The organism is Tardiphaga sp. 709, assembly GCF_032401055.1.
In the GTDB taxonomy this organism is placed as follows: Bacteria; Pseudomonadota; Alphaproteobacteria; order Rhizobiales; family Xanthobacteraceae; genus Tardiphaga.
Window position 1 is genome coordinate 1,565,274 of sequence record NZ_CP135529.1, and the last position, 20,521, is coordinate 1,585,794.

23 protein-coding genes and 1 pseudogene are annotated in these 20,521 nt (G+C 62.4%); 10 read left to right on the forward strand and 14 right to left on the reverse strand.

Annotated features, from left to right (window positions below; translation table 11 throughout):
* Positions 1–4 precede the first annotated feature (4 nt).
* From fliR to flgB, 5 genes are read right to left on the reverse strand one after another with little or no spacing between them, the layout of a single operon-like run.
* A complete protein-coding gene (gene fliR / locus RSO67_RS08035) occupies positions 5–775 on the reverse strand; it encodes a flagellar biosynthetic protein FliR (protein ID WP_068735671.1) in 771 nt (256 codons plus the stop codon).
* Between the two features lie 13 nt (positions 776–788).
* Complete coding sequence (gene fliQ / locus RSO67_RS08040; RefSeq protein ID WP_068735669.1) at positions 789–1,052, reverse strand: flagellar biosynthesis protein FliQ; 264 nt, start codon at positions 1,050–1,052, stop codon at positions 789–791.
* Between the two features lie 42 nt (positions 1,053–1,094).
* Complete coding sequence (gene fliE, locus RSO67_RS08045; protein WP_068735666.1) at positions 1,095–1,421, reverse strand: flagellar hook-basal body complex protein FliE; 327 nt, start codon at positions 1,419–1,421, stop codon at positions 1,095–1,097.
* A gap of 16 nt (positions 1,422–1,437) precedes the next feature.
* On the reverse strand, positions 1,438–1,863 hold the full coding sequence (flgC, locus tag RSO67_RS08050) for a flagellar basal body rod protein FlgC (protein ID WP_068735664.1): 426 nt from the start codon (positions 1,861–1,863) through the stop codon (positions 1,438–1,440).
* A gap of 29 nt (positions 1,864–1,892) precedes the next feature.
* The gene (gene flgB / locus RSO67_RS08055) at positions 1,893–2,306 is read right to left on the reverse strand and encodes a flagellar basal body rod protein FlgB (RefSeq protein WP_315843060.1); all 414 of its coding nucleotides are present in this window, start codon (positions 2,304–2,306) and stop codon (positions 1,893–1,895) included.
* 376 nt (positions 2,307–2,682) lie between these two features.
* Between flgB and RSO67_RS08060 the strand changes: the two genes are divergently transcribed.
* Positions 2,683–3,759 (forward strand): flagellar biosynthetic protein FliO, encoded by a 1,077-nt coding sequence (locus RSO67_RS08060; RefSeq protein WP_315843061.1) that lies wholly within the window; start codon positions 2,683–2,685, stop codon positions 3,757–3,759.
* The gene (fliP, locus tag RSO67_RS08065) at positions 3,756–4,508 is read left to right on the forward strand and encodes a flagellar type III secretion system pore protein FliP (RefSeq protein ID WP_116662912.1); all 753 of its coding nucleotides are present in this window, start codon (positions 3,756–3,758) and stop codon (positions 4,506–4,508) included. The genes RSO67_RS08060 and fliP overlap by 4 nt, the downstream gene beginning before the upstream one ends.
* Positions 4,509–4,520: 12 nt before the next feature.
* On the opposite strand, the gene RSO67_RS08070 is transcribed toward fliP, so the two are convergent.
* The 5 genes from RSO67_RS08070 to fliL all read right to left on the reverse strand — a co-directional run bounded on the left by RSO67_RS08070 (position 4,521) and on the right by fliL (position 11,212).
* Complete coding sequence (locus tag RSO67_RS08070) at positions 4,521–8,201, reverse strand: tetratricopeptide repeat protein (protein WP_315843062.1); 3,681 nt, start codon at positions 8,199–8,201, stop codon at positions 4,521–4,523.
* A 99-nt stretch (positions 8,202–8,300) separates the two neighbouring features.
* Positions 8,301–9,071 carry a flagellar protein FlbB gene (locus RSO67_RS08075; protein WP_315843063.1) on the reverse strand — a complete coding sequence of 257 codons (771 nt, stop codon included), beginning with the start codon at positions 9,069–9,071 and terminating at the stop codon, positions 8,301–8,303.
* A complete protein-coding gene (locus RSO67_RS08080; RefSeq protein WP_089265176.1) occupies positions 9,068–9,505 on the reverse strand; it encodes a DUF6468 domain-containing protein in 438 nt (145 codons plus the stop codon). Before RSO67_RS08080 ends, RSO67_RS08075 begins: the two co-directional genes overlap by 4 nt.
* Entirely contained in the window at positions 9,502–10,701 is a 1,200-nt protein-coding gene (gene fliM, locus RSO67_RS08085; protein ID WP_410001823.1) for a flagellar motor switch protein FliM, read from the reverse strand. The genes RSO67_RS08080 and fliM overlap by 4 nt, the downstream gene beginning before the upstream one ends.
* Before the next feature lie 19 nt (positions 10,702–10,720).
* Positions 10,721–11,212: a flagellar basal body-associated protein FliL gene (gene fliL / locus RSO67_RS08090; RefSeq protein ID WP_093756619.1), complete on the reverse strand. Its 492-nt coding sequence runs from the start codon at positions 11,210–11,212 to the stop codon at positions 10,721–10,723.
* 363 nt (positions 11,213–11,575) lie between these two features.
* On the opposite strand from fliL, the gene flgF reads away from it, so the two are divergent.
* From flgF to flgH, 4 genes are read left to right on the forward strand one after another with little or no spacing between them, the layout of a single operon-like run.
* Positions 11,576–12,340 (forward strand): flagellar basal-body rod protein FlgF, encoded by a 765-nt coding sequence (gene flgF, locus RSO67_RS08095; RefSeq protein WP_089265179.1) that lies wholly within the window; start codon positions 11,576–11,578, stop codon positions 12,338–12,340.
* A gap of 12 nt (positions 12,341–12,352) precedes the next feature.
* Positions 12,353–13,141, forward strand: coding sequence for a flagellar basal-body rod protein FlgG (gene flgG, locus RSO67_RS08100; RefSeq protein ID WP_089265180.1), 789 nt, complete (start codon positions 12,353–12,355; stop codon positions 13,139–13,141).
* Between the two features lie 11 nt (positions 13,142–13,152).
* Positions 13,153–14,301 (forward strand): flagellar basal body P-ring formation chaperone FlgA, encoded by a 1,149-nt coding sequence (gene flgA / locus RSO67_RS08105; protein ID WP_410001824.1) that lies wholly within the window; start codon positions 13,153–13,155, stop codon positions 14,299–14,301.
* A gap of 5 nt (positions 14,302–14,306) precedes the next feature.
* On the forward strand, positions 14,307–15,059 hold the full coding sequence (gene flgH / locus RSO67_RS08110; protein ID WP_315843065.1) for a flagellar basal body L-ring protein FlgH: 753 nt from the start codon (positions 14,307–14,309) through the stop codon (positions 15,057–15,059).
* A 134-nt stretch (positions 15,060–15,193) separates the two neighbouring features.
* Here flgH and RSO67_RS08115 read toward each other — a convergent pair whose 3' ends face one another.
* The 4 genes from RSO67_RS08115 to RSO67_RS08130 all read right to left on the reverse strand — a co-directional run bounded on the left by RSO67_RS08115 (position 15,194) and on the right by RSO67_RS08130 (position 17,659).
* On the reverse strand, positions 15,194–15,982 hold the full coding sequence (locus RSO67_RS08115) for a 2-keto-4-pentenoate hydratase (protein WP_315843066.1): 789 nt from the start codon (positions 15,980–15,982) through the stop codon (positions 15,194–15,196).
* Between the two features lie 139 nt (positions 15,983–16,121).
* Positions 16,122–16,385, reverse strand: coding sequence for a hypothetical protein (locus RSO67_RS08120; RefSeq protein ID WP_120291376.1), 264 nt, complete (start codon positions 16,383–16,385; stop codon positions 16,122–16,124).
* Between the two features lie 202 nt (positions 16,386–16,587).
* Complete coding sequence (gene dksA / locus RSO67_RS08125; RefSeq protein WP_068735634.1) at positions 16,588–16,998, reverse strand: RNA polymerase-binding protein DksA; 411 nt, start codon at positions 16,996–16,998, stop codon at positions 16,588–16,590.
* A gap of 250 nt (positions 16,999–17,248) precedes the next feature.
* Positions 17,249–17,659, reverse strand: a complete 411-nt coding sequence (locus tag RSO67_RS08130; RefSeq protein WP_315843067.1) for a flagellar assembly protein FliX — start codon at positions 17,657–17,659, stop codon at positions 17,249–17,251.
* Positions 17,660–17,986: 327 nt separating this feature from the next.
* Here RSO67_RS08130 and RSO67_RS08135 point away from each other — a divergent pair.
* The 4 genes and pseudogenes from RSO67_RS08135 (at position 17,987) to RSO67_RS08150 (ending at position 20,520) form a co-directional block, all read left to right on the forward strand.
* Positions 17,987–19,110, forward strand: a pseudogene (locus tag RSO67_RS08135) (flagellar basal body P-ring protein FlgI).
* Positions 19,110–19,457: a flagellar assembly peptidoglycan hydrolase FlgJ gene (gene flgJ, locus RSO67_RS08140; RefSeq protein WP_089265185.1), complete on the forward strand. Its 348-nt coding sequence runs from the start codon at positions 19,110–19,112 to the stop codon at positions 19,455–19,457. The pseudogene RSO67_RS08135 and the gene flgJ overlap by 1 nt, the downstream one beginning before the upstream one ends.
* 17 nt (positions 19,458–19,474) lie before the next feature.
* Positions 19,475–19,969, forward strand: coding sequence for a hypothetical protein (locus RSO67_RS08145; RefSeq protein ID WP_315843068.1), 495 nt, complete (start codon positions 19,475–19,477; stop codon positions 19,967–19,969).
* 281 nt (positions 19,970–20,250) lie between these two features.
* Entirely contained in the window at positions 20,251–20,520 is a 270-nt protein-coding gene (locus RSO67_RS08150; protein ID WP_315843069.1) for a hypothetical protein, read from the forward strand.
* Position 20,521 lies beyond the last annotated feature (1 nt).

Genomic DNA, 20,521 nt, shown 5'->3' on the forward strand with positions numbered 1-20,521 from the left:
GCCCCTATATCCGCGGCATCATTTGTTGCATGACGCCGGTGACGTATTCGAGGTAGGTCCCCATCATGGTCGCGAGCACGACGGCAAAGATCAGGAATCCGATCATGATCGAAAGCGGTACACCGACGAAATAGACCTGCATCTGCGGCATCAGCCGTGCCAGCACGCCAAGCCCCATGTTGAAGACGAGGCCGAACACCAGGAAAGGCGCAGCAAGCTGCGTGCCGATCTTGAACGCCGCCGCGAAGGCATTGGTCGCGAGCTTCGCCACATCGCCCGTCGACATGATCTCGCCGGGCGCGAAAATCTTGTAGCTGTCATTAATGGCGGCGATCACAAGGTGATGCGTATCGGTGGCGAACAGCATCGTGATGCCGAGCATCGTGAGAAAATTGCCGATCAGCACGCCCTGCTGACCCTGTGTCGGATCCACCGAGGTGACGAAGCCGAGACCGAGTTGCTGTGCGATGATCGATCCGGCGACCTGCAGCGCCGACAGCGTGACGCGCGCTGTGGCGCCGAGCACGACGCCGATGATGATCTCATGCACCAGCAGAACCAGCATCGGCACGATTGATCCCATATCGACGTTATAGGCGCCGCGATGCGCCGGCAGCATGAGAAGGGTCAGTCCCAATGCGATCGATAGCTTGGCCCGTGCGGGAATGTTGGTTTCGCCAAAGCCCGGCATCAACATCACCATCGTACCGATGCGGGCGAAGGCCAGCATGAAGGCAGCGGCGAGAGCGGGCAGAAGCGAGACATCGATGCGCATACGGGATTGTGCATCACCCCCCGATGATTCGCGACGATATCCGCAACATGTAGCTCGACAATGCGTCCCCCATGAACGGGAGCGTCAGCATCATGGTGGCAAAGACCGCGAGAATCTTCGGTACGAAGACCAGCGACTGTTCCTGGATCTGGGTCAGCGCCTGCACCAGCGACACCACGACGCCGACCAAGAGGCCCACGACCATCAGCGGACCGGACACGATCACAATCGTCCAGATCGCATCACGGGCAACGTCGAGAGTTTCGGGGCCGGTCATTGCAGTAATCCTTGTGTTACGCGGTGTTTGTGGTGAGGAGGATCAGATCGGCATCTTCATGATGTCTTCGTAGGACTGGATGACGCGATCGCGCACCGAGACCAGCGTCGAAACGGCGACGTCGGTTTCCGCAACTGCCGTGACCACGTCCATCACATTGGCCTTGCCGTTGGCCATTGCGATGGTCTGCGCATCCGACTTACGGCCGGAATCGAGCACGCTGCCCAGCGCGTCCTTGAGGACCGCGCCGAACGACTGACCACCACCGGCGTCCGCCGCCTTGTTGAGACCGCCACCGACGCCACCACCGGCGTCCATGATGCGCGAGAGAGCCGAGTAAGCGTTGGCGGCGACAGAGGGAGTTGCCATGGTTCAGCTGTCCTGTTCAGGCCTTGAGGATGTCGAGCGTGCGTTGGATCATCCGGCGCGTGGCGCTGATGATGTTGAGATTGGCTTCGTAGGAGCGCTGCGCTTCCTTCATGTCCGTCATTTCCACCAGCGAATTCACGTTGGGGTATTTGACGTTGCCGGCGGCATCCGCCGCGGGATTGCCGGGCTCGTAGCGCGTGGGAAACGCAGACTGGTCGGGCCTGATGCGGCCGAGGCCGACGATGCGGGCATCCAGCGAGCGGTCCAGCTCGGATTTGAAGGTCGGCACCTTGCGGCGATAGGGGTCTCCGCCGGCGTTCTGTGATGTAGACTGCGCATTGGCGATGTTTTCCGAAATCACCCGCATGCGACCCGCCTGGGCGCGCAGACCGGAGGTCGCGATGCCCATGGAGCGCGAGAAGTCGCTGATATCGTCTGCCATGATGAGCTCCCTTTATGCGCGCGGCGGCGTCAGCGCTTGCCGATAGCGGTCTTCAACAGACCGAGGCTGCGGGTGTAGAGCGAGGTTGCCGCGGCATAGTCCATCTGGTTGGCCGAGACCTTGAGCATCTCGTCTTCCAGATTGACGGCATTGCCGGCGGGGCGGGTCTCGTAGCCGACCCGGCTGTTCTGGTTGAAAGAGGCCGAGCCTCCGGTCGGCAGGATATTGGTGCCGGCGGCGCGCATCATCGGCAGCGAGCCCATGCCGCCCGCCGCGACGGACGTGTTCCCGGCCTTGTCGAATTTCGGTTCCACGAGATCGCGGGGGCGGAAGTTCGGAGTGTCCGAATTGGAGATATTTTCGGCCAGCACACGCTGGCGCTCCTGATGCCACTGCATCTTGGTGCGCAGCGCCGACAACATCGGCATGTCGCTGATCGCCATCGGCCTTCTCCGCCCTGCCCGGACGGAGTGTCCTGAGCTAGGCAGAATTTGCCGCCTGCATGGTTAATACGAAGTTAATTTCCGGTGGTAGTTGTTACCGAACCGTAAATGAATGCTGCAAAATTGACGTTTTTCGCAACTGCCAACGCTTTTTCGCCTGAATTGGCCGATTAACCATCCCCATCGGCCATACGACGGGGCGGCAGAAGTCGTTTTGGCTGCAGCGATTCATAGTTTATTATTAACCAACGGCAGGTTCTGCCGTGGGGCGTTAACAGATGGGGCGTGATTCACGCTGCGTGCGGGGCGTGCGGGGGTATGACACCTCCGGCTCTGGACGTGGACGTTGCAGCCACCCTGTCTGGCTGGGGACTTTATGATGCAATCATCGGTGCAATTTATCTTGGCCTTCGTTGTCGTGCTGGCGCTGATCGGGCTTACCGCCTGGCTGGTGCGCCGATTCGCCGGCAACCGGCTGGGCAACAACACCAGCCGCGGGCGCTTGCCGCGGCTCGCGGTGATCGACGCCGCCGCCGTGGATGGCCGCCGCCGCCTGGTGCTGGTCCGCCGCGACAATGTCGAACATTTGCTGATGATCGGCGGCCCGTCGGACATCGTCGTCGAGCCCAATATCGTCCGCGCCATGCCCGGCCGCGAGCAGGCCCCGCAGCGCGGCGGCCTCGCCGCCGATGTGGCAAGCCGCGGCCCGTCGCTGCCTGAAGCCCCGAGCTGGGCAGAGAGCAACGAGTCCGGCTTCGATTCCGAACCGCATGTGCCGGAGCCGGCGCCGCGTCCCGCGCGCCCCTCCTTTATCGAAGAGCCACGCCGCCCGGCCGCGCCTTTGCCGGAGCGTCGTCCCGATCCGGTCGCCAGCCTCGCGCCGGAGCCTGCGCCGCGCCCCGAACCGGCGCCACGCAACGATCTTTTCCCGCAGCGGCCGATTCCGCGAAGTGAAATGCCACGTGCCGAGATGCCACGTAGCGAGCCGATGATGCCGCGCCCGATGCGTGCCGATCCGCCGATCCGCACCACGCCGCAGCCCCGCACGCCGGACCGTCCCGTCGCAGCAGCACCGACACCGCCCGCTCCGGTTGTTGCTGCCCCGGCGCCCGCCCCGGTCGTCGCGCCACCCGCACCGGTCCCTGCTCCCGCTCCGGCAGTCGCCGTGTCGTCTGCCGATCAGAACCTTGCCGATATGGCGCAGCGCCTCGAAGCAGCCTTGCGTCGCCCTGCCGGCGAAACCCGCCAGGATGCGCCTGAGCCCCGGGTCGGCGCTCCGTCGGTGGCGCCTGAGGCACCATCGATCCGTCCCGCTTCGCGGTCGCCGGAAGTCTCGATCGCCAGCCCTGCCCGTGCGGAGGCGCCGCCAGTCGTCCCGCCGGTCAAATCGGGTTTTGAAAATCTCGAAGACGAGATGGCCTCCCTGCTGGGACGGCCGAAGTCCAGTTCGTGAGTTCGGCGAACCTCCCGCGTAGAGTATTTTTCCTTTCAGTTCTGATCGCCGCCGGGACCCTCACAGGTCCCGCGATGGCGCAGGACATCAGCATCAATCTCGGCGGCGGTGGCGGCGGCGTCACCGAACGTGCCGTGCAGATGATTGCGTTGTTGACGGTGCTGTCGATCGCACCGTCGATCCTGATCATGATGACGTCATTCACACGCATCGTGGTTGTGCTGTCGCTGTTGCGAACCGCATTGGGTACCGCGACGGCTCCGCCGAACTCGGTGATCATCGCGCTGGCGATGTTCCTTACGGCTTTCGTGATGGGGCCGGTGCTGCAACGTTCCTATGACGACGGTATCAAGCCGCTGATCTCCAACGACATCACCGTCGAACAAGCCCTGGTGCGTGCATCCATTCCGCTGCGCGGCTTCATGCAGAAGAACGTACGCGAGAAGGATCTCAAGCTGTTCATGGATCTGTCGGGTGAACCGGTGCCGGCAACACCCGAGGACATGTCGCTGCGGATACTCGTGCCGGCCTTCATGATCTCGGAGCTGAAGCGTGCCTTCGAAATCGGCTTCCTGCTGTTCCTGCCATTCCTGATCATCGACCTCGTTGTCGCCTCGGTCTTGATGGCGATGGGCATGATGATGCTGCCACCGGCGGTGGTGTCACTGCCGTTCAAGCTGATCTTCTTCGTGCTGGTGGATGGCTGGTCGCTGGTCGCGGGCAGTCTGGTGCAAAGTTACGGGCAGTAGCGAGGCTCTCGCCTACCGCGTCATCTCGATCTTGCGGACATTGACCACCGGCTGCGGCTTCAGCGAGCCGGTCGGCATCGGATCGGCACTGGCACCCGGCAGGATCGCCTTGGCGCTGCTTTCGGGGAAGCGCGTCTTCATCTCGCGCAGGAAGCCGTCGAGCGTATCGACGGATGCGGCCATCTTGGCAATGGCGGCGAATTCCGAAGAGTTGGTCGAGGTCGGCTTGCTCGCGGTGTCGAAGGCGATCTTGTCGGCACCGACATTCATCAGCGGCGCATACTTTTCGCGGAAGCGCGCGAGACCAAGGGCGTCTTCCGCCAGCGCATAACCCACGACAGCACGGATGATGTCGCTCTTTTCGCTTGGCGTCAGCGGCGAGAAATCCCGCCAGCGGTCGCCATAATAGAGTTCGATCTGTTCGGAGGCTTCGCGCCAGCGCCGCGACGACCAGTAGATATCCGAGCGGAGCCGGATCGCTTCGCGTCCGCTGACATGAGAGATGATGTCGAGCGCCAGCTCACGGCGGCCGATGTCACTCTGCGCCCGCGCCTCGAGCAGCAACCGCTGTTGACGCAGCTCGCCATTGAGATCGGCGATCCGCGTGGTCCGCAGCGCGGCGATAGCGCGGTCGGGCTTGCGGCTCATCAGATAGACCATCGCCAGACGCGCAGCGACCTGCGAGCGTGCAGCGCCTTCGAGACGGTGATCGACCTGATACTGCAGAAGCTCGGCGGCCTGATCGAGCAGATCGACGGCCACGAGACGATCTGCGAGACGGCGGATCATCTCGTCACCGCGGCGGCCGATCGGGGTCAGCTCGCGAAACTCGTAGAACATCGCCAGCGCATCGACCGGCGGCAGGCTGTCGCCCTTTGGCGACAGATAGATTTGCGAGAACAGCGCCTGCGCCTCATCCTGGACCTGGCGCGCGGCTTCGCTGTTGGCCTGACGTTCGGTGGCCGTACGGGCGGCCAGCAGCGAGTCATTGTAGCGGCCGAGTTCGGCATACATGCGCGACAGGATCTGCAGCACCTGCACTTCCGTGCCGTCGCCGCGCCATGTCACCGCCAGCACTTCTAGATCATGCAGCGCGTCCTCGTTGCTGATCTCGTTGCGCTTCTGGCGCAAATTGACTTCACGCAGCTTGGCTTCCGCTGCGGATTGACGATCCACCGAACCGGTGACGTCCTGATACTTCGACAGCGCGTCCCTCTCCCGGCCGAGCGCCTCATCGAGCCAGCCGCTGAGCAGCATGGCCGCGGGCTTGATCTCCGGCGAGATGCCGACCGTTTCGAGCTCACTGCCGCGCGACGACGCGCCGGCATAGTCCTTGACCTCGAGCGAGGCCCGCAGCGCCAGCATCAAGGCCGCGCGCTGCAGATCGGTCGGCAGCGCGGCGAGCGTGAACTCGGCATTTTTGAAACGCTCGCGCGCCTCGACCCATTTTTCCTGCTTGGCGTAGGCGAGCGCCTTCCACAATTCACCATCGTAACCCGGCCCGAGCACCGGATTGGCGATATCCTTCAGGGTTTGTTCGGGACGCCCCATCATCGCGCTGGCCACCGCATGAACGATCAGCGCGACAGGGCTTTCCTCGCCGACCTTGGTGTCCGCGATCGCGAGATCGGCGACGCCCTTGGCCTCGTGATACATGCCGCGCGCCATGTAGAATTTGGCCAGATCCATTCGTGCCTGCGGCAGCGAGCTGGCTTCGGCTGATGACATCGCGTCGATCAACTCGTCGAAGCGTGCGTTGAATGGGCCTTCCTGATCCTTGCGCCACTGGCCGACATCGAAGATCGGCCGGGCGACCGTCGAGGCGCGCTGCGGCGCTGCATCGGCTGCCGACAGCGTCAGGCCGCCGGGCTTGGTGAGCATCACCTTGTCGATACTGGCTTCAACGGACACGTCGTCGGAGTTCACCTGAACCACCACGCCGTGAATCGATTCCAGCAACGAGAATTCGACAAAGTCCTGGCGGCGGATAAAACCGCGCGACGGCGGCAACGCGGTGATGATGTTGAGCGTATCGCCGGCATCCGGATCGACTAGGCGATGCTTGAGACCGGGCTTGGCCAATGGCACCTGCACGCTGGCGCGCGAGGGATCGGCAATATTGCGCACGGCGGACAACGGCTGCGACGGCGTCTGCCGGGTGTCGGCGAGCATCAGCGACCAGGCCTGTCCTGCGCCGGCGGGATCGTCGGTCGTGAGAGAGGCCAATTGCGGGCGATTGAGGCGGATGCGGATCGCCTGCCCCTTCTCCAGCGGGATCGTGCTGACATCGGCAATGATCGATCCGCTATCGCGGCGGATCGGCGCGGTGTCGATGGGCCGCGTCGAATCTGCCACCAGCCACAGGATATCGCCGCGGCGAAACAGGGCAACCGGCGTTGGCGATGGAAAGGCAAAGGCTATGCGCACGCCGTCGCTGCTGCGCTTGACCTCAACCGGCATGCCCGCCGGTTCGGTCGGCGCAGCAGCAACGGGTGCAGCAACAGGGGCCGCCGCAACGACAGGCGCAGGCGGCGGTGTTTCTTTCGCAGGAACGACGACAACAGGCTCAGCTACCGGCGCAGGCTTGGCTGATTCAGCGACCTTGGCCGCCTCGGGCTTTGGCTCTTCCGGCTTCGCTGCCGCGACGGGCGCTGCCGGTGCAGCCGTCGCAACCTCGACTTTCTTCTCCGGAACGATCTCTTTCGCGATCACTTCGGAGGTCGGCGGCACGATCTCGCCGGAGCGCTGTGCCGGGACACTGGCGGGCTTTTCGACCTCAGGAGGCTTCGCCGCAACCGGCGGTTTCTCGTCCACAGGAGCGGCCACCGGCAGCTTGGCCAGCGGCGACGGCTTTTCGTTCTGCTGGAAGCCGATGTCGACGACGTAGCTCTTGTCCTCGCGGAACGACTTCACATCGACGTCGCCGATCAAGCCGATCTCGACGGCGGTCCGGTTGCCGTCCATCGCCTGACCGATCGATGCGACATTGGCGGGCGCGGACAGTTTGGCATCGGCGAGATCGAACACCAGACCGGCATTGAAGGTCAGCGTCAGCGTCTTCTCGTTCAGCACCGACGACACACCGACGCCGCCGGTCTCGAACACGAAACGCACGAAGGTCGGCTGTACGGATGCCCGCACACGGATCGGCGGCTTCTTCTGGCTTTCCGCGGCAGCGCGTTGCTGGCGCAAGGCGCGCTCTGCCGCGCGCGCGCGCTCCGACAATTCCTTGACCACATCCTGCGGCAAACCAGGCGGCATGCCCTTCCAGGTGTCGGGCAACAGATCGATGAAGATGCGCTCGCCCGCCGTCATCGAATTGACGGTCACCCTGCGTGACAAAGCGAGACGGATCGCCGTGCCATCGGGATCGCGGCGTGCCGAGCCGATATAGTCCGGGGCGGCGTCACCGAGAATCTCGACAGGAATATCGACCGGCCGCTTGAAGCGAATGACGAGAATGGTGCCGGCTTGCGTCACCTCGGACTCCACGTCCTCAGCAAGCTTCAGCACGATGCGACCATAGCCGCCCGACGTGCCCATGCTGGCGGTGCCCCTCACCGCTTGCGCAGATGCGGCATCCGGGAACGACAGCGCAAGACAGACAATGCCCGCGACGACGACACAACGTCGAACGGCCCGCGTCCATGCGCGAGCTTGCGTCCAACATGCAACGGCAGCCGTCCGTGCCATTCAGAAATGTCTCTCAGCCCGATGCTCGAAGGACGACCAGTCGTTCGCCCTGTGTCGAATCTCAGATTCCGCGCTCTAAGGATTTGTTAATTAATTTCTTTAATTCCGGCCCTGCTGGATCGGCCTGCCTTCGATCTTGGGCAGTTCGACCGCCGCGGCAGATCGTTCGCCGCCCGAGGCGCGACGCGCCAGTTCAACGGTGAGGCGTTCAGCGGCCTCCGGCTGCATCAGACCGAGAATGTCGGACATCTTCCGAGGCGCGATCTGCGAGGCGATCTCGAACAGCACCGGCATTTCCAGCCGGTCGAAGATCTTCGCGGCGTCCTTCGGCTTCATGCTTTCATACATGGTGACGATGCCCTTGAAGCGGGCGGCATCGACTTCGCTCTTCTGGTCGTTCGCCGTCTTGATACCGGCTTCGACGCCCTTCAATTCATCGACGCGGGTTTCGATGCGCTTCTCGGCGGCCTTCAGCAGGCTCTCGCGGATGTCGATCTCGCGGGCACGCGCTTCCAGCTCCTGACGGCGCGCTTGCAGCCGTTCGAGGATCGCGCGTTCAGCAGGCGAGATTTGAGGAGACAGTTCGACAGGCGGATTGCTGGTCGGTTCAATCGCTGCAGGCGCAGCCACCGCGGGCTTCGGCTCTTCCTTCTTGGCTGACACCGAACCGGTAATGTCGCCGTCCGTTGGCTTGCCGCCCGGGAAGTTGAACATCTCCTGCGCCCACGATCCTTTCGTAGGCTGCGGCTGCGGATCGTAGTTGAACACGTAGCCGCCATCGATCACCAGGCCGGCGATCTTGAGAATCGCCAGCCCGAAAACCGCCACCAAGACGACAGGAAGAATACGAACGTCCCGAAAAGCTTTCATGCAGCGATGCCGTCAGGCCTCCTCCGCTCGGCAAACGCCTGCGCTGCCGCGGCATTGGCCCGCGCTGCGGACACCCGCGGCGCATCAGGGTCGGTTTCGGTGAGCGGCCGTGCCGCCACCGCGATCTTCGACAGCCGGCGCACGACAGCGTCGCTCTCGGCGAGCTGGGCTTTCAGTTGATCGGCCAGCGCTGTTGCCGCCGAAATCTGGCTGCCGAGATTCTCATTGACGTCGCGCACGGTAAGCTTGAGTCCGCCGATCGCACGCTCGGCGATCTCGGTCACGGTGATGAGCTCGCCGATCGTGGCCTTCAACGATTGCTCGTCCGCCTTGAGGCGCTTCAGGCGCTTATTGAGCAACATGCAATAGGCGATGGTCAGGATCAGAAGCACTGCAACCAGGCTCTCGATCACAATTCCTAATGAATGACTCATTGTGCCTCCATCAATTTAGTTTGCTCATCAGCCTTCTCAAACATGGCGAAGGTTGTGTTAGGCTTGCGCAATTGTTTCGTGACTCTAATGGCAACGCGGTCGCCGACACGGCCCATGCGACCTTCAGTCAAGGTCACAGCTCCGCAACGCACGGCGACAAGAGCATCCGCCCGCATTTCCAGCGGCAGCGTATCGCCCACTTTGAGAAGCATCAGCTGCTTCAACGGGATCTCTGCCTCATACAGCACCGCGTCCACGGCGATCTCGGCCTGAGCAATTTCAGTGGCGAGATGGCTTTCCCAGATCGGATCACGGCCGAATTTTTCGCCCATGAACATCTGCATGAGCACGGCGCGGATCGGTTCGATCGTCGCATAGGGCAGCAGCAATTCGATATTGCCGCCGCGGTCTTCCATGTCGATGTGCAGGCGCACCAGGATGGCAGCATTGGCTGGACGGCTGATGGCGGCGAAGCGCGGATTGGTCTCAAGCCGGTCGATGGTGAAGGCCACGGGCGACAGTGGCCGGAACGCCTGCTCGGCATCCGCCAGCACGACTTCGATCAGACGCTTCACCAGATTGGTTTCGATGGTGGTATAGGGACGGCCCTCGATGCGCAGCGAGGCCTGACCACGACGGCCGCCGAGCAGCACGTCGATCATCGAATAGATCAGGCTGGAATCGACGGTGGCGAGGCCAAAATTCTCCCACTCCTCTGCCTTGAACACACACAGCACGGCAGGCAGCGGAATCGAGTTCATATAGTCGCCGAAACGCACCGAAGTGATGCGATCGAGCGAGACTTCGACGTTGTCGGAGGTGAAATTGCGCAGGCTCGTGGTCATCAACCGCACCAGACGGTCGAACACGATTTCGAGCATCGGCAGACGCTCATACGACACCATCGAGGAATCGATGATGGCGCGAATGCCGGAATTTTCGTCGAGATGGACCTCGTTGACGCTGAAGCCGAGGAGGTTGTCGATTTCCTCCTGCGAGAGAACGCGCTCGCCGCCGTTCTTGCCGCCGCCGATATCGCGACCGCCGTCCTCGACCATGGCGGCCCATTGCTCCGCCATGGTGCCGGTGAGTTCGTTTTCGGCAGCCGCTTTCGCCGCCTCAACGGGATCCTCTGAATCCAGAGAAGCTTCCCATTCAGCGGCAATTGCGTCCTGATCGACCTGTTCGGTAGACATCAGCCCAAAATCCAATTCCTCACTGAATGAGGATTTCCTTGAACAGCACAGCGTTCACGTGATGAGGAGAGATCGCGGCATTGACGCGCCGCGTCAGCTCTTCCTTCAACCGGAACATGCCAACGGAGCCGTTCAGATCGGTGGTGCGCAGTTCGCGCAGGTAAACCTGGAACATGTCGGTGATACGCGGCATCGACGGCGTGATCTGCGCCACCAGCGGCGCTTCCTTCACCTCGAGCACGATCTTGGCCTTGAGATATTGCACACGCTCGCCGGGCTGACCGGCAAGGTTCACCAAAATCTCCGGCACATCGATGAAGGCGAGCGGCTTCGCAGCCGGCGCCGCCTCTTTCTTCTCTTCCTTGGGGTGCCCCTTCAGGAAGAACCAGCCGCCACCGCCCGCTGCAAGCACCAGCACGCCCGCGACGATTGCGATCAGCTTGAATTTGCTCTTGGGAGCTGCCGCCTCGTCCCCGGTCGGGGTGCTTTCTGAAGTTTCCGTATCCGCCATCGCCTGCCCGTCCGGGGTTGGGATGAGCTCGATGCTGCAAAGCAGGCAATAAAGACGCGATACAAAATGCTGCCAGCGCCCAAGGCCCTGTGTGATCGTGACGCTAGGTCGCAATGGTTAACGGAATCTTTCTTTTAACGCTCAACTAGGAAAATTCTGCCGGCAAATATGGTCAATAAGACCTTTCTGCCGCCCGTTTTCGCGCCTCCAAAACTACCAACAAATTGAAAAATATCAGCTTTTTGACTTGGCACGGCTTTCGCTACGTAGTCTGCGAACCGCGGCTTGGGAGAGCTGTGCGGTTTACGGGATCCGCGGCGAGCTTGGGAGAGCAACCCGCGCGAACTTAGGGGAGAACCACCGATGGAGAATATGCTTCTCGTCGGACTGTCGCGGCAGATGACGCTTCGGCGTCAGATGGACGTCGTGGCGAACAACATTGCGAATATCAACACGAGCGGCTTCAAGGCCGAGCGGACGATTTTCGAGGAATATCTGAGCCCGGCCGCCCGCGAAGACAACTTCGTCGGCCGCGACCGCCGCGTGTCCTTCGTGCAGGACCGCGCCACGATGCATGATTTCACCGGCGGCGCGACCGAGCAGACCAAGAATCCGCTGGATGTCGCCATCGACGGCAACGCCTTCCTCGCGGTGCAGACCCCGAACGGCGAGCGCTACACCCGCGACGGCGGCATGCAGATCAATTCGCAGGGCCAGCTCGTGACAGCGTCGGGCGCACCGGTGCTCGGCGCCAATGGCCCGATCGTGTTCCAGCAGACCGACCACGACATCAACATCTCGCAGGACGGCACGGTCACGGTGCTCGAAGGCATCAACCGCATCGACTCCGTGCGCGGCAAGATTCGCATGGTCAACTTCGCGCAGCCCCAGCGGCTGGTGAAGGAAGGCTCCAACCTGTTCTCGGCCGGCCCCGGCGCCAATCCGCAGCCGTCCACCACGTCGAAGCTCAATCAGGGCTTCATCGAAAAGTCGAACGTCAGCTCGGTCGTCGAAATGACCCGGATGATCGACGTCACCCGCGCCTATACCGAGCTGTCCAACATGCTGCAGTCGCAAGGCGACGCGCGGCGCTCCGCCATCGAAAAACTTGCCGACGTTCCGGCTTAAGGAATCTGACCCATGCGCGCTCTTTACACTGCCGCGACCGGGATGGCGGCCCAGGAACTCAACGTCCAGGTCATCTCGAACAATATCGCCAACATGCGCACGACCGGCTTCAAGAAGCAGCGTGCCGCATTCCAGGACCTCATCTACGATCACGTTCGCCGCGTCGGTGCGCAAGCATCGGATCAGGGCACGGTCATTCCGGTCGGCGTCGATATCGGCGGCGGCGTGAAGACCGTCGGTACCCCGCGCATGATGACCCAGGGCACGCTGTCGGCGACCGGCGGCGATCTGGATATCGCGGTCCGCGGTGAAGGCTTCTTCAAGATCCAGCTCACCGATGGCACCTTCGCCTATACCCGCGATGGTACGTTTTCCACTGACCAGCAGGGCCGCATCGTCAACCCGCAGGGCAACCTGCTGCAGCCAACGATCTCGATTCCCCAGGCGTCGTCGCAACTCTCGATCAATGCGCAGGGCCAGGTCTCGGTCATCGTACCGGGCTCGACGACCCCGACCGTGCTCGGCCAGATCAGCCTCACCCGCTTCATCAACAAGGCCGGTCTCAATTCGATCGGTGACAACCTGTTCACCGAAACACCTGCCTCCGGCCCACCGCAGGACGGTGTCGCCAATGCCGACGGCTTCGGCGACATGCAGCAGCGCAACCTCGAAATGGCCAATGTCGAAGTCGTCACCGAAATCTCGGACCTGATCGCCGCGCAGCGCGCCTATGAGATGAACGCCAAGGTCATCAGCGCCGCGGACCAGATGCTGCAATCCACCGCCGGCATGTTCCGCTGAGGAGAATGATCATGACATCAGCCATGCGTTCGCTTCTCCTCGCCACCGCCCTGCTCGCTGCAGCGGCCACCGCTGCGCTCGGCCAGGCGCAGCGCGACGAGGTCATCGCATCGCCAACGCTGCGCGCCAACGTCACGGTGTCCAGCGACGTGGTGCGGATTGGCGATGTCATCGACAATGCCGGCCCCACCGCGCAGATCGCAATCTATCGGGCGCCCGATCTCGGGACCGTCGGCACGCTGTCGACCGCGCAGGTCATCGCGGTGTTGCGGCAGCACCAGGTGATTGGCGTCGATACGCGCGAGCTCAAGTCCATTACCGTGACACGGCTGTCGCGCAGCATCGAGAGCAAGGATATCGAGAATCAGGTCGCGCAGGCGCTGGAGAACCGCCACGGCCTTGGTGCCGCCGCCAATCTGAGCCTGACATTCGATCGCGAAGTCCAGGGCCTGCAGCTTGACGCCAGCAATACCGGCGCGCTGCAGCCCGTCGCGGTCCGTTTCGACGCGCGCAGCGGCCGTTTCGACGTCACCTTTGCGATCGGCAACGACTCCAACGTGTCTGCCACCAAGCTGCGCTTCACCGGCAGTGCCGTTGAGACGGTGGAGGCGGCGGTGCTGGTCCGCGGCGTCGAACGCAACGAGGTGCTGAAGTCCTCTGACGTCGTCGTCGAGCGCCGCCCGAAAGCCGAAGTCGGCAACGATGGCGTAACGCGCGACCGCGCCGTGGGCATGCAGAGCCGCCGCCAGCTGCGCGCCGGTCAGGCGATCCGCAATGCCGACCTCGCCAAGCCAGATCTCGTCACCCGCGATCAGGCGGTGACGCTGATCTACGAAACCGCCGGGCTTTATCTCACGCTCCGCGGCAAGGCCATCGAAGGTGGCACTGAAGGCGACGTGGTCAACGTCATCAATCTGCAGTCCAAGCGCACCGTCTCCGGCGTCGTGGTCGGTCGCGGCCAGGTCGCCGTCTCCGCTCCGTCTCCGCGTCTCCCCGCGCAAGTCGAAACTCCCGCGCCAACTCCTGCCCCAACCCGCGAGTCTCTCCCGTCCGAGAAAATCTCCCAGGCCAGACCTCCCCTGCCCAACTCTCCCGCTGCCACCTCTCCCGTCGCGCTTGCTGCCAACGACCACGTGCCTGTTTCTCGAAAAGCTGAGTAAAGTTGATGTTCCAGTTCAATCGTCCCTTCGTTACCGGTGCTGCACTTCTGGCGGTCGGCGTTGCTGCCAGCGGCTGTTCGTCGATCGACCGCCTCGCCTCCATCGGCGAGAAACCGGCGCTCACGGCGATTGAGAATCCCACGACACAGCCAGGCTACAAGCCGGTGCAGATGCCGATGCCGAAGCCGGAGGTCGCGTCCTACAACGCCAACTCGCTATGGCGCAGCGGATCGCGTGCGTTCTTCAAGGATCAGCGCGCACGCCAGATCGGCGACATTCTGACGGTCACCGTGAACTTCACCGACAAGGCCAATATCGCCAACGAGACCCAGCGCAGCCGCACCAATACGGAAAACTCGGGGATCACCGACTTTGCGGGCAGCAAACTGCTGACAGGCTCGGCCGCTCAGGTGCTGCCCGGCCGTCTGCTGACGGCTGACGGTTCGTCCTCCAGCGACGGCAAGGGATCGGTCGCACGGCAGGAAGCGTTGCAGACCAGCGTCGCCGCAGTGGTCACGCAATTGCTGCCGAACGGCAACCTCGTGGTTGAGGGCAAGCAGGAGATCCGCGTCAACTACGAAATCCGCGAGCTGATCGTCGCCGGCATCGTGCGCCCGGAAGACATTCAGAGCGACAACACCATCGACAGCGCCAAGATCGCGCAGGCCCGCATCGCCTATGGCGGCCGCGGCCAGATCTCGGACGTCCAGCAGCCGCGCTACGGCCAGCAGGTCATGGACGTGCTGCTGCCCTTCTAACGTTACGAGCTCCCACATCTCATCGTGCTCCCACGCGATGAGGTGTTCACGCACGGCCTTCCGTCAGCTCCCCTGGCGGAAGGCCGTCGTCGTTCTGGACAGACTCCAAACGCGGCCAGGCGAAGCGCTGAACGTCAGCTCTTGAAATCCACCTCGACGCTGCCCAGTCCGAGCAATTCCATTCGGACGTGATCTCCGGCATTGAGCCACGCCGTCTGCACGAGACTGCCCGTCAGTACGAAGTCTCCGGCGCGCAATATCTTGTCCCGGGCAGCAAGATGGTTGGCAAGCCAGGCCAGTGCATGATGTGGATGACCAAGAACATCGGCGCCATTTCCGCGCCCCACTTCCGTGCCGTTGACGACGGCACGTCCAATCACCGAGAGAAGGTCAGGCGCCTTGCCACGAGCAACAGGCGCACCCAAAACACATCCCGCCGCAAAGAAATCATCTGCGATCAGTGTCGGCGCATCCATACTGCGCCAGTCCGCATAACGATCATCGACGATTTCGATGGCCGGATGGTAGGCATCGATCGCTGTTGCGACATCATCAGCCGTGAACGGCTCGCCCGACGGCATCAGATCGCTCGCGAGCTGGACCGCAATTTCACACTCCACGCCGACATGTACATAATCGTTGTAGCGCAGCGACGTTCCGGCGGCATGAATACCGCTCATATAGAGTCCGCCGGCGCAAGGATGCGAAATACCGAGATATTGCTGCATCACCGCGCTTGTGCAGCCGATCTTGTAACCGACCTGCAAGCCAAAATCGGGCGACAGCAAATTGTGAAGCGCGTCCTGCACGCGATAGCCATCAGCCTCGTCATGCGGGACCGCGTCTGGCGGCAACACGGTGAGCGGCGTGCGGTTATGGCGGACGTAAGCCAGGATTTCGGCGATCGCGAGATACTTTTCCATCGGCGGTCCCTTCGCTCGTCACACGGCTCATGCCGACATATGACTAACGGGTAGCGACCACCATCCTGCTTGGCAACGGTGCGCAGCGTTGCTGGCGCGAACCGACGCTCGCGCCACTGCAACTCCTCGATTCTGGAGTTCAGCCGAAGACCCTGGTCAGGTCTTCATGAAGCCGACGCATCCCCGCAGGCCCGGTGAAGATTTCCTTCACCTCGGCCAGAGCCTCCGTCGTCAGGACATCTTCAGAACGCCGGCCCTGCGCAGCAGTCGCAAGGATGCGCGAGGCGATCGCGGCCTGATTGCAGGAGGTGCGGTGCTGCTCGGGCACCCTTGCGACGACCTTTTGAAGAACATTCCGCATCAGCGCGATCGTATCGGGATCATAAGAGGCAGGCGCAGCCATTGTTCATCCTCCCGTTTTTTCTGGAGCAAGCCTACGTCCTATCGGCGAATGATGACGTTCATATTCCCGTGTTTAAGAATGTCGCCGTGCTGCAGTGCAGCCGTCGCAAATCACTGCATCGCACAGCATGCGTGTGATTGCCTTCCGGAACTCCGAAATGAAAAACGGCCGCCCGATGGGCGGCCGTTTGGTATCGGAAAGACTATTCGTCGCGATAGACCTTTTCGCGCTTCTCGTGGCGCTCCTGGGCTTCCACGGAGAGTGTTGCGATCGGGCGGGCTTCAAGCCGCTTGAGCGAGATCGGCTCGCCGGTCTCCTCGCAATAGCCGTAGGTATTATCCTCGATGCGCAGCAGCGCGGCGTCGATCTTGGAGATCAGCTTGCGCTGCCGGTCGCGCGCCCGCAGTTCGATGGCGCGGTCAGTTTCCGACGACGCACGGTCGGCAAGGTCGGGGTGATTGACGTTCTCCTCCTGCAAAGCCTGCAGGGTGAGTTTCGATTCACGGAGGATTTCTTCCTTCCAGGCCAGCAATTTCGCGCGGAAATAGTCGCGCTGCCGGTCGTTCATGAAAGGCTCTTTTTCGGAGGGGCGATAGCTTTTCAACTTGTCCAAGGCCAATCCATCTATGCGTGCAAGGCGCCGGAAATGACCGGCCGCGCCGCAGCTTATATAGCTAGGTCATGTGACAGACAATAACGTCAGGATACCTCCAGAACCGCCATCCACCGCCGGGTTTCAGGGCCGGAACCGTGCTGCTGCAGCACGTGGCCCCCTCTCGGCCCGGTCTTTGGTCAAAGGGCTGTGTGAAGGGCTAGACGGTACTTGGTGCGGCTCGAGCCGGACTTGGGCCGCTCCGAGAGGATCAGACCTGGCCAGCCTTGGCCAGTTCGACTTCGACCCGGAGCTCGATCTCGGAGAGCACGGCGTCCAGACCGGGCTCGCCGGATGATTCCTTGAGGTTGGCCGCCGCGCTGCGCAGCCGCGCCACCATGGCCGGATTGATCGAGCCCGTGAGCAGGCCGATCTTGAGTTCATCGAGGACATCGAGCGCGCCGCGGCCGCGCTTCACCGAGCGCTTGCGACGCTCCATGGGATCTTCGACGCTCTGCATGGCCAGAAGCGCATCGATGCTGTTGGCCGCCCGAGGCGCTACGGTCGGTTTGCTCTCAGAGGTCGGTGTCGCATCAGGCAACGAAAACCCGGTCGAACTGGTTCTCTTCGCTCCTGACGACGGGGCTCCGAATGTAGTGCCGTTCGGTCCGTAAATGCGCATCAGCGTGTCCAGCGAGGGTGATGGCCAATCCCGGCCCACGGCGGCTTGCCGTTCGCTCAGTACCATCGCGAGCGTAAACGGACCTCCAACCGGAAAGGTCGTCTTTTATGGTTAATCAATCGTAAACGGCCCGGCAAAATCTGCCGCAGGCGGCACTTTCGCCGGGGCGCGGGCCGCTCACCTAGCTGACCGCTTTTTATCATTCTCATTATATATCAAAAGCTTATGAGAATAGAATTGGCTGGCATGGCGCTCGCATAGTTAATGCCGGATCGTCGTCATGGGAGTGATGAGCGGTCCAGTGAAGACCTCAGCGGGGAGCAGAGGATGCCGAGCCTACCTTCGATCCGATTCTGTCAGACGGCCTGTGCGGTGCTGCTCGTGCTGCTCGTGCAGGCGGTGTCGGCACATGCGACGTCGCGGATCAAGGATCTCGCCAATATCGAAGGCGTCCGGCAGAACCAGCTGATCGGCTACGGCCTCGTGGTCGGCCTCAACGGTACCGGCGACACCCTCAACAACATCCCGTTCACCCGGCAGTCGCTGCAGGCGATGCTGGAACGCATGGGCGTCAATATCCGCGGCCAGACGCTGCGCACCGGCAACGTGGCCGCCGTCATGGTCACCGGCAACCTGCCCGCCTTCGGCACCCAGGGCACCCGCATGGACGTCACCGTCTCGGCGCTCGGCGATGCCAAGAACCTGACCGGCGGTACCCTGCTGGTCACCCCCCTGCTCGGCGCTGACGGCAACGTCTACGCCGTCGCCCAGGCTCCCTCGCCATCAACGGTTTTGCCGCCGAAGGCGCTGCCGCCAGCATCACCCGCGGCGTGCCGACCGTTGGCCGCATCGCCAATGGCGCCATCATCGAGCGCGAGATCGAATTCGCGCTGAACCGCCTGCCCAATGTACGCCTCGCTTTGCGCAACCCCGACTTCACCACGGCCAAGCGCATTGCCGCCGCCGTCAACGACTTCCTGGGATCCAAGACCGCCGAGCCGATCGATCCCTCCACCGTGCAGCTGTCGATCCCGCCGGAGTTCAAGGGCAACGTCGTCGCGCTGCTCACCGAGATCGAGCAGCTGCAGGTCGAACCGGATCTGGCCGCCAAGATCATCATCGACGAACGCTCCGGCATTATCGTGATGGGCCGCGACGTGCGCGTCGCCACCGTCGCTGTGGCGCAAGGCAATCTCACCGTGACGATTTCAGAGAGCGCCAATGTCAGCCAGCCCAATGCATTCTCCAACGGCCGCACTGTCGTCACGCCAAGCACGCGAGTTGGCGTCACCGAGGACGGCAAGAAATTCGCTCTGGTGAAGGACGGCGTTTCGCTGCAGCAGCTCGTCGACGGCCTCAACGGCCTCGGCATCGGCCCGCGCGACCTGATCGGCATCCTCCAGGCCATCAAGGCCGCAGGCGCCATCCAGGCCGACATCGAGGTGATGTGATGAACGTCAACACCGCCGTCGCCGCCTATCAGGCCAAGCACCCGACGATCAACGGCCGCCCCGATCAGAACCTGATCGATGCGCTGCAGAAAGTGTCGCCGCAAGCTCAGGCCAAGACGCGCAAGCAGTCCGAAGATTTCGAGGCCATGTTCATCAACACGATGTTTTCGCAGATGACATCGGGCATCAAGGGCGAAGGCCCGTTCGGCGACACCACCGGCACCGGTGCCTGGCGCTCGATGCTGACAGACGAATATTCGAAGTCCTTCGCCAAGGCCGGCGGCGTCGGCATCTCCAACGAAGTCTTTCGTTCACTCATCATCCAGCAAGCCAATCGCGCCAGCTGATCGCAGAGGACACCGCCATGAACAATGCGCAACGCCAGCAAGCCGCCCCGATCGCCGCACCGCGTTCGGTCGCAACGCTGATGGAAGCCCGTCAGCTCGCCGACGAACTCATGAAGGTGATGAACGAGTTGCTCGCCATCATCGAACAGGAAACGGCGCTGGTCCGCAATGGCAGCATCCGCGAGGCCATCAAGCTCGAAGCTCCGAAGGCGGATATTTCGCGTCGCTACATTGCGATGATCTCGCTGCTCAAGATCAGCCAGACATATCTCGCGCAGACGACGCCCGACCTGCTCTCTGCCTTGCGCAAGCACCATGACGTGTTCCGCGCGATGCTGCAGGTCAATCTGACCGTGCTCGCCACCGCGCATGCGGTTTCGGAAGGCATTGTCCGCGGCGTCAATGCCGAGGTTCAGAAGCGTAATATCCCGCAGACCTATACGGCGGCCGGTCGGCAGGCTCAGCCGGGCCGGGTCAACATGACGCCCATCGTCGTCAGCCGGTCACTTTGATCGTATAATTGGTCATGCAACCGCTGGGCCCGTTTGATGCGCCGCGGCATTACTATCTTTTGACTTAAATTACAGCGCGCAAGTAAGCACCGGATTCAGCCGTCCGGTGCATAATGTTGTTTGGGAACGGGTCGGGATTTATCGAATGGAGCCAGGAGGGCTGCCATGGGTGCCGACTTCAATATCAAACCGGTGGGGGCACCGGTTGCCACGCTGGTGACACGACCCGCACCAGAAGCGGTGCGCGAAGCCGTGCCTACGCAACTCCCCCCGACAAGACCGTGTCAGCAGCGCCCCGCGTGCTGCAGCCGAACATTTCTGCGGCGAACTATCAGCAGGTCGACAGCGATCGGATTTCGAAGGAAGTCATCATCGACAAGGGCGCAGGCGAGATCGTCTTCGTGTCTGTGGACAAGAAGTCCAACCAGGTGATCGACCAATATCCCGAGGAATCGCGACTGCGCTCTCGCGCCTATCTGCGCGCCATGGATACGCTGAAGCAGGACGCAAAGTTGCTTGATCGACGTATGGAAACGGATCGCAGCGTCTAAC

Bases quoted from the DNA above. Each gene is read 5' to 3' on its own strand.
- flgJ (WP_089265185.1), top strand. From the start codon at position 19,110: ATGAACGTCAACACCGCCGTCGCCGCCTATCAGGCCAAGCACCCGACG.
- RSO67_RS08115 (WP_315843066.1), bottom strand. From the start codon at position 15,982: ATGGAAAAGTATCTCGCGATCGCCGAAATCCTGGCTTACGTCCGCCAT.
- flgF (WP_089265179.1), top strand. From the start codon at position 11,576: ATGGAGAATATGCTTCTCGTCGGACTGTCGCGGCAGATGACGCTTCGG.
- fliL (WP_093756619.1), bottom strand. From the start codon at position 11,212: ATGGCGGATACGGAAACTTCAGAAAGCACCCCGACCGGGGACGAGGCG.
- fliE (WP_068735666.1), bottom strand. From the start codon at position 1,421: ATGGCAACTCCCTCTGTCGCCGCCAACGCTTACTCGGCTCTCTCGCGC.
- flgG (WP_089265180.1), top strand. From the start codon at position 12,353: ATGCGCGCTCTTTACACTGCCGCGACCGGGATGGCGGCCCAGGAACTC.
- RSO67_RS08145 (WP_315843068.1), top strand. From the start codon at position 19,475: ATGAACAATGCGCAACGCCAGCAAGCCGCCCCGATCGCCGCACCGCGT.
- RSO67_RS08130 (WP_315843067.1), bottom strand. From the start codon at position 17,659: ATGCGCATTTACGGACCGAACGGCACTACATTCGGAGCCCCGTCGTCA.
- RSO67_RS08075 (WP_315843063.1), bottom strand. From the start codon at position 9,071: ATGAAAGCTTTTCGGGACGTTCGTATTCTTCCTGTCGTCTTGGTGGCG.
- fliM (WP_410001823.1), bottom strand. From the start codon at position 10,701: ATGTCTACCGAACAGGTCGATCAGGACGCAATTGCCGCTGAATGGGAA.
- flgA (WP_410001824.1), top strand. From the start codon at position 13,153: ATGACATCAGCCATGCGTTCGCTTCTCCTCGCCACCGCCCTGCTCGCT.
- flgC (WP_068735664.1), bottom strand. From the start codon at position 1,863: ATGGCAGACGATATCAGCGACTTCTCGCGCTCCATGGGCATCGCGACC.
- fliQ (WP_068735669.1), bottom strand. From the start codon at position 1,052: ATGACCGGCCCCGAAACTCTCGACGTTGCCCGTGATGCGATCTGGACG.
- RSO67_RS08060 (WP_315843061.1), top strand. From the start codon at position 2,683: ATGATGCAATCATCGGTGCAATTTATCTTGGCCTTCGTTGTCGTGCTG.
- flgH (WP_315843065.1), top strand. From the start codon at position 14,307: ATGTTCCAGTTCAATCGTCCCTTCGTTACCGGTGCTGCACTTCTGGCG.
- RSO67_RS08070 (WP_315843062.1), bottom strand. From the start codon at position 8,201: ATGGCACGGACGGCTGCCGTTGCATGTTGGACGCAAGCTCGCGCATGG.
- RSO67_RS08080 (WP_089265176.1), bottom strand. From the start codon at position 9,505: ATGAGTCATTCATTAGGAATTGTGATCGAGAGCCTGGTTGCAGTGCTT.
- fliR (WP_068735671.1), bottom strand. From the start codon at position 775: ATGCGCATCGATGTCTCGCTTCTGCCCGCTCTCGCCGCTGCCTTCATG.
- flgB (WP_315843060.1), bottom strand. From the start codon at position 2,306: ATGGCGATCAGCGACATGCCGATGTTGTCGGCGCTGCGCACCAAGATG.
- RSO67_RS08120 (WP_120291376.1), bottom strand. From the start codon at position 16,385: ATGGCTGCGCCTGCCTCTTATGATCCCGATACGATCGCGCTGATGCGG.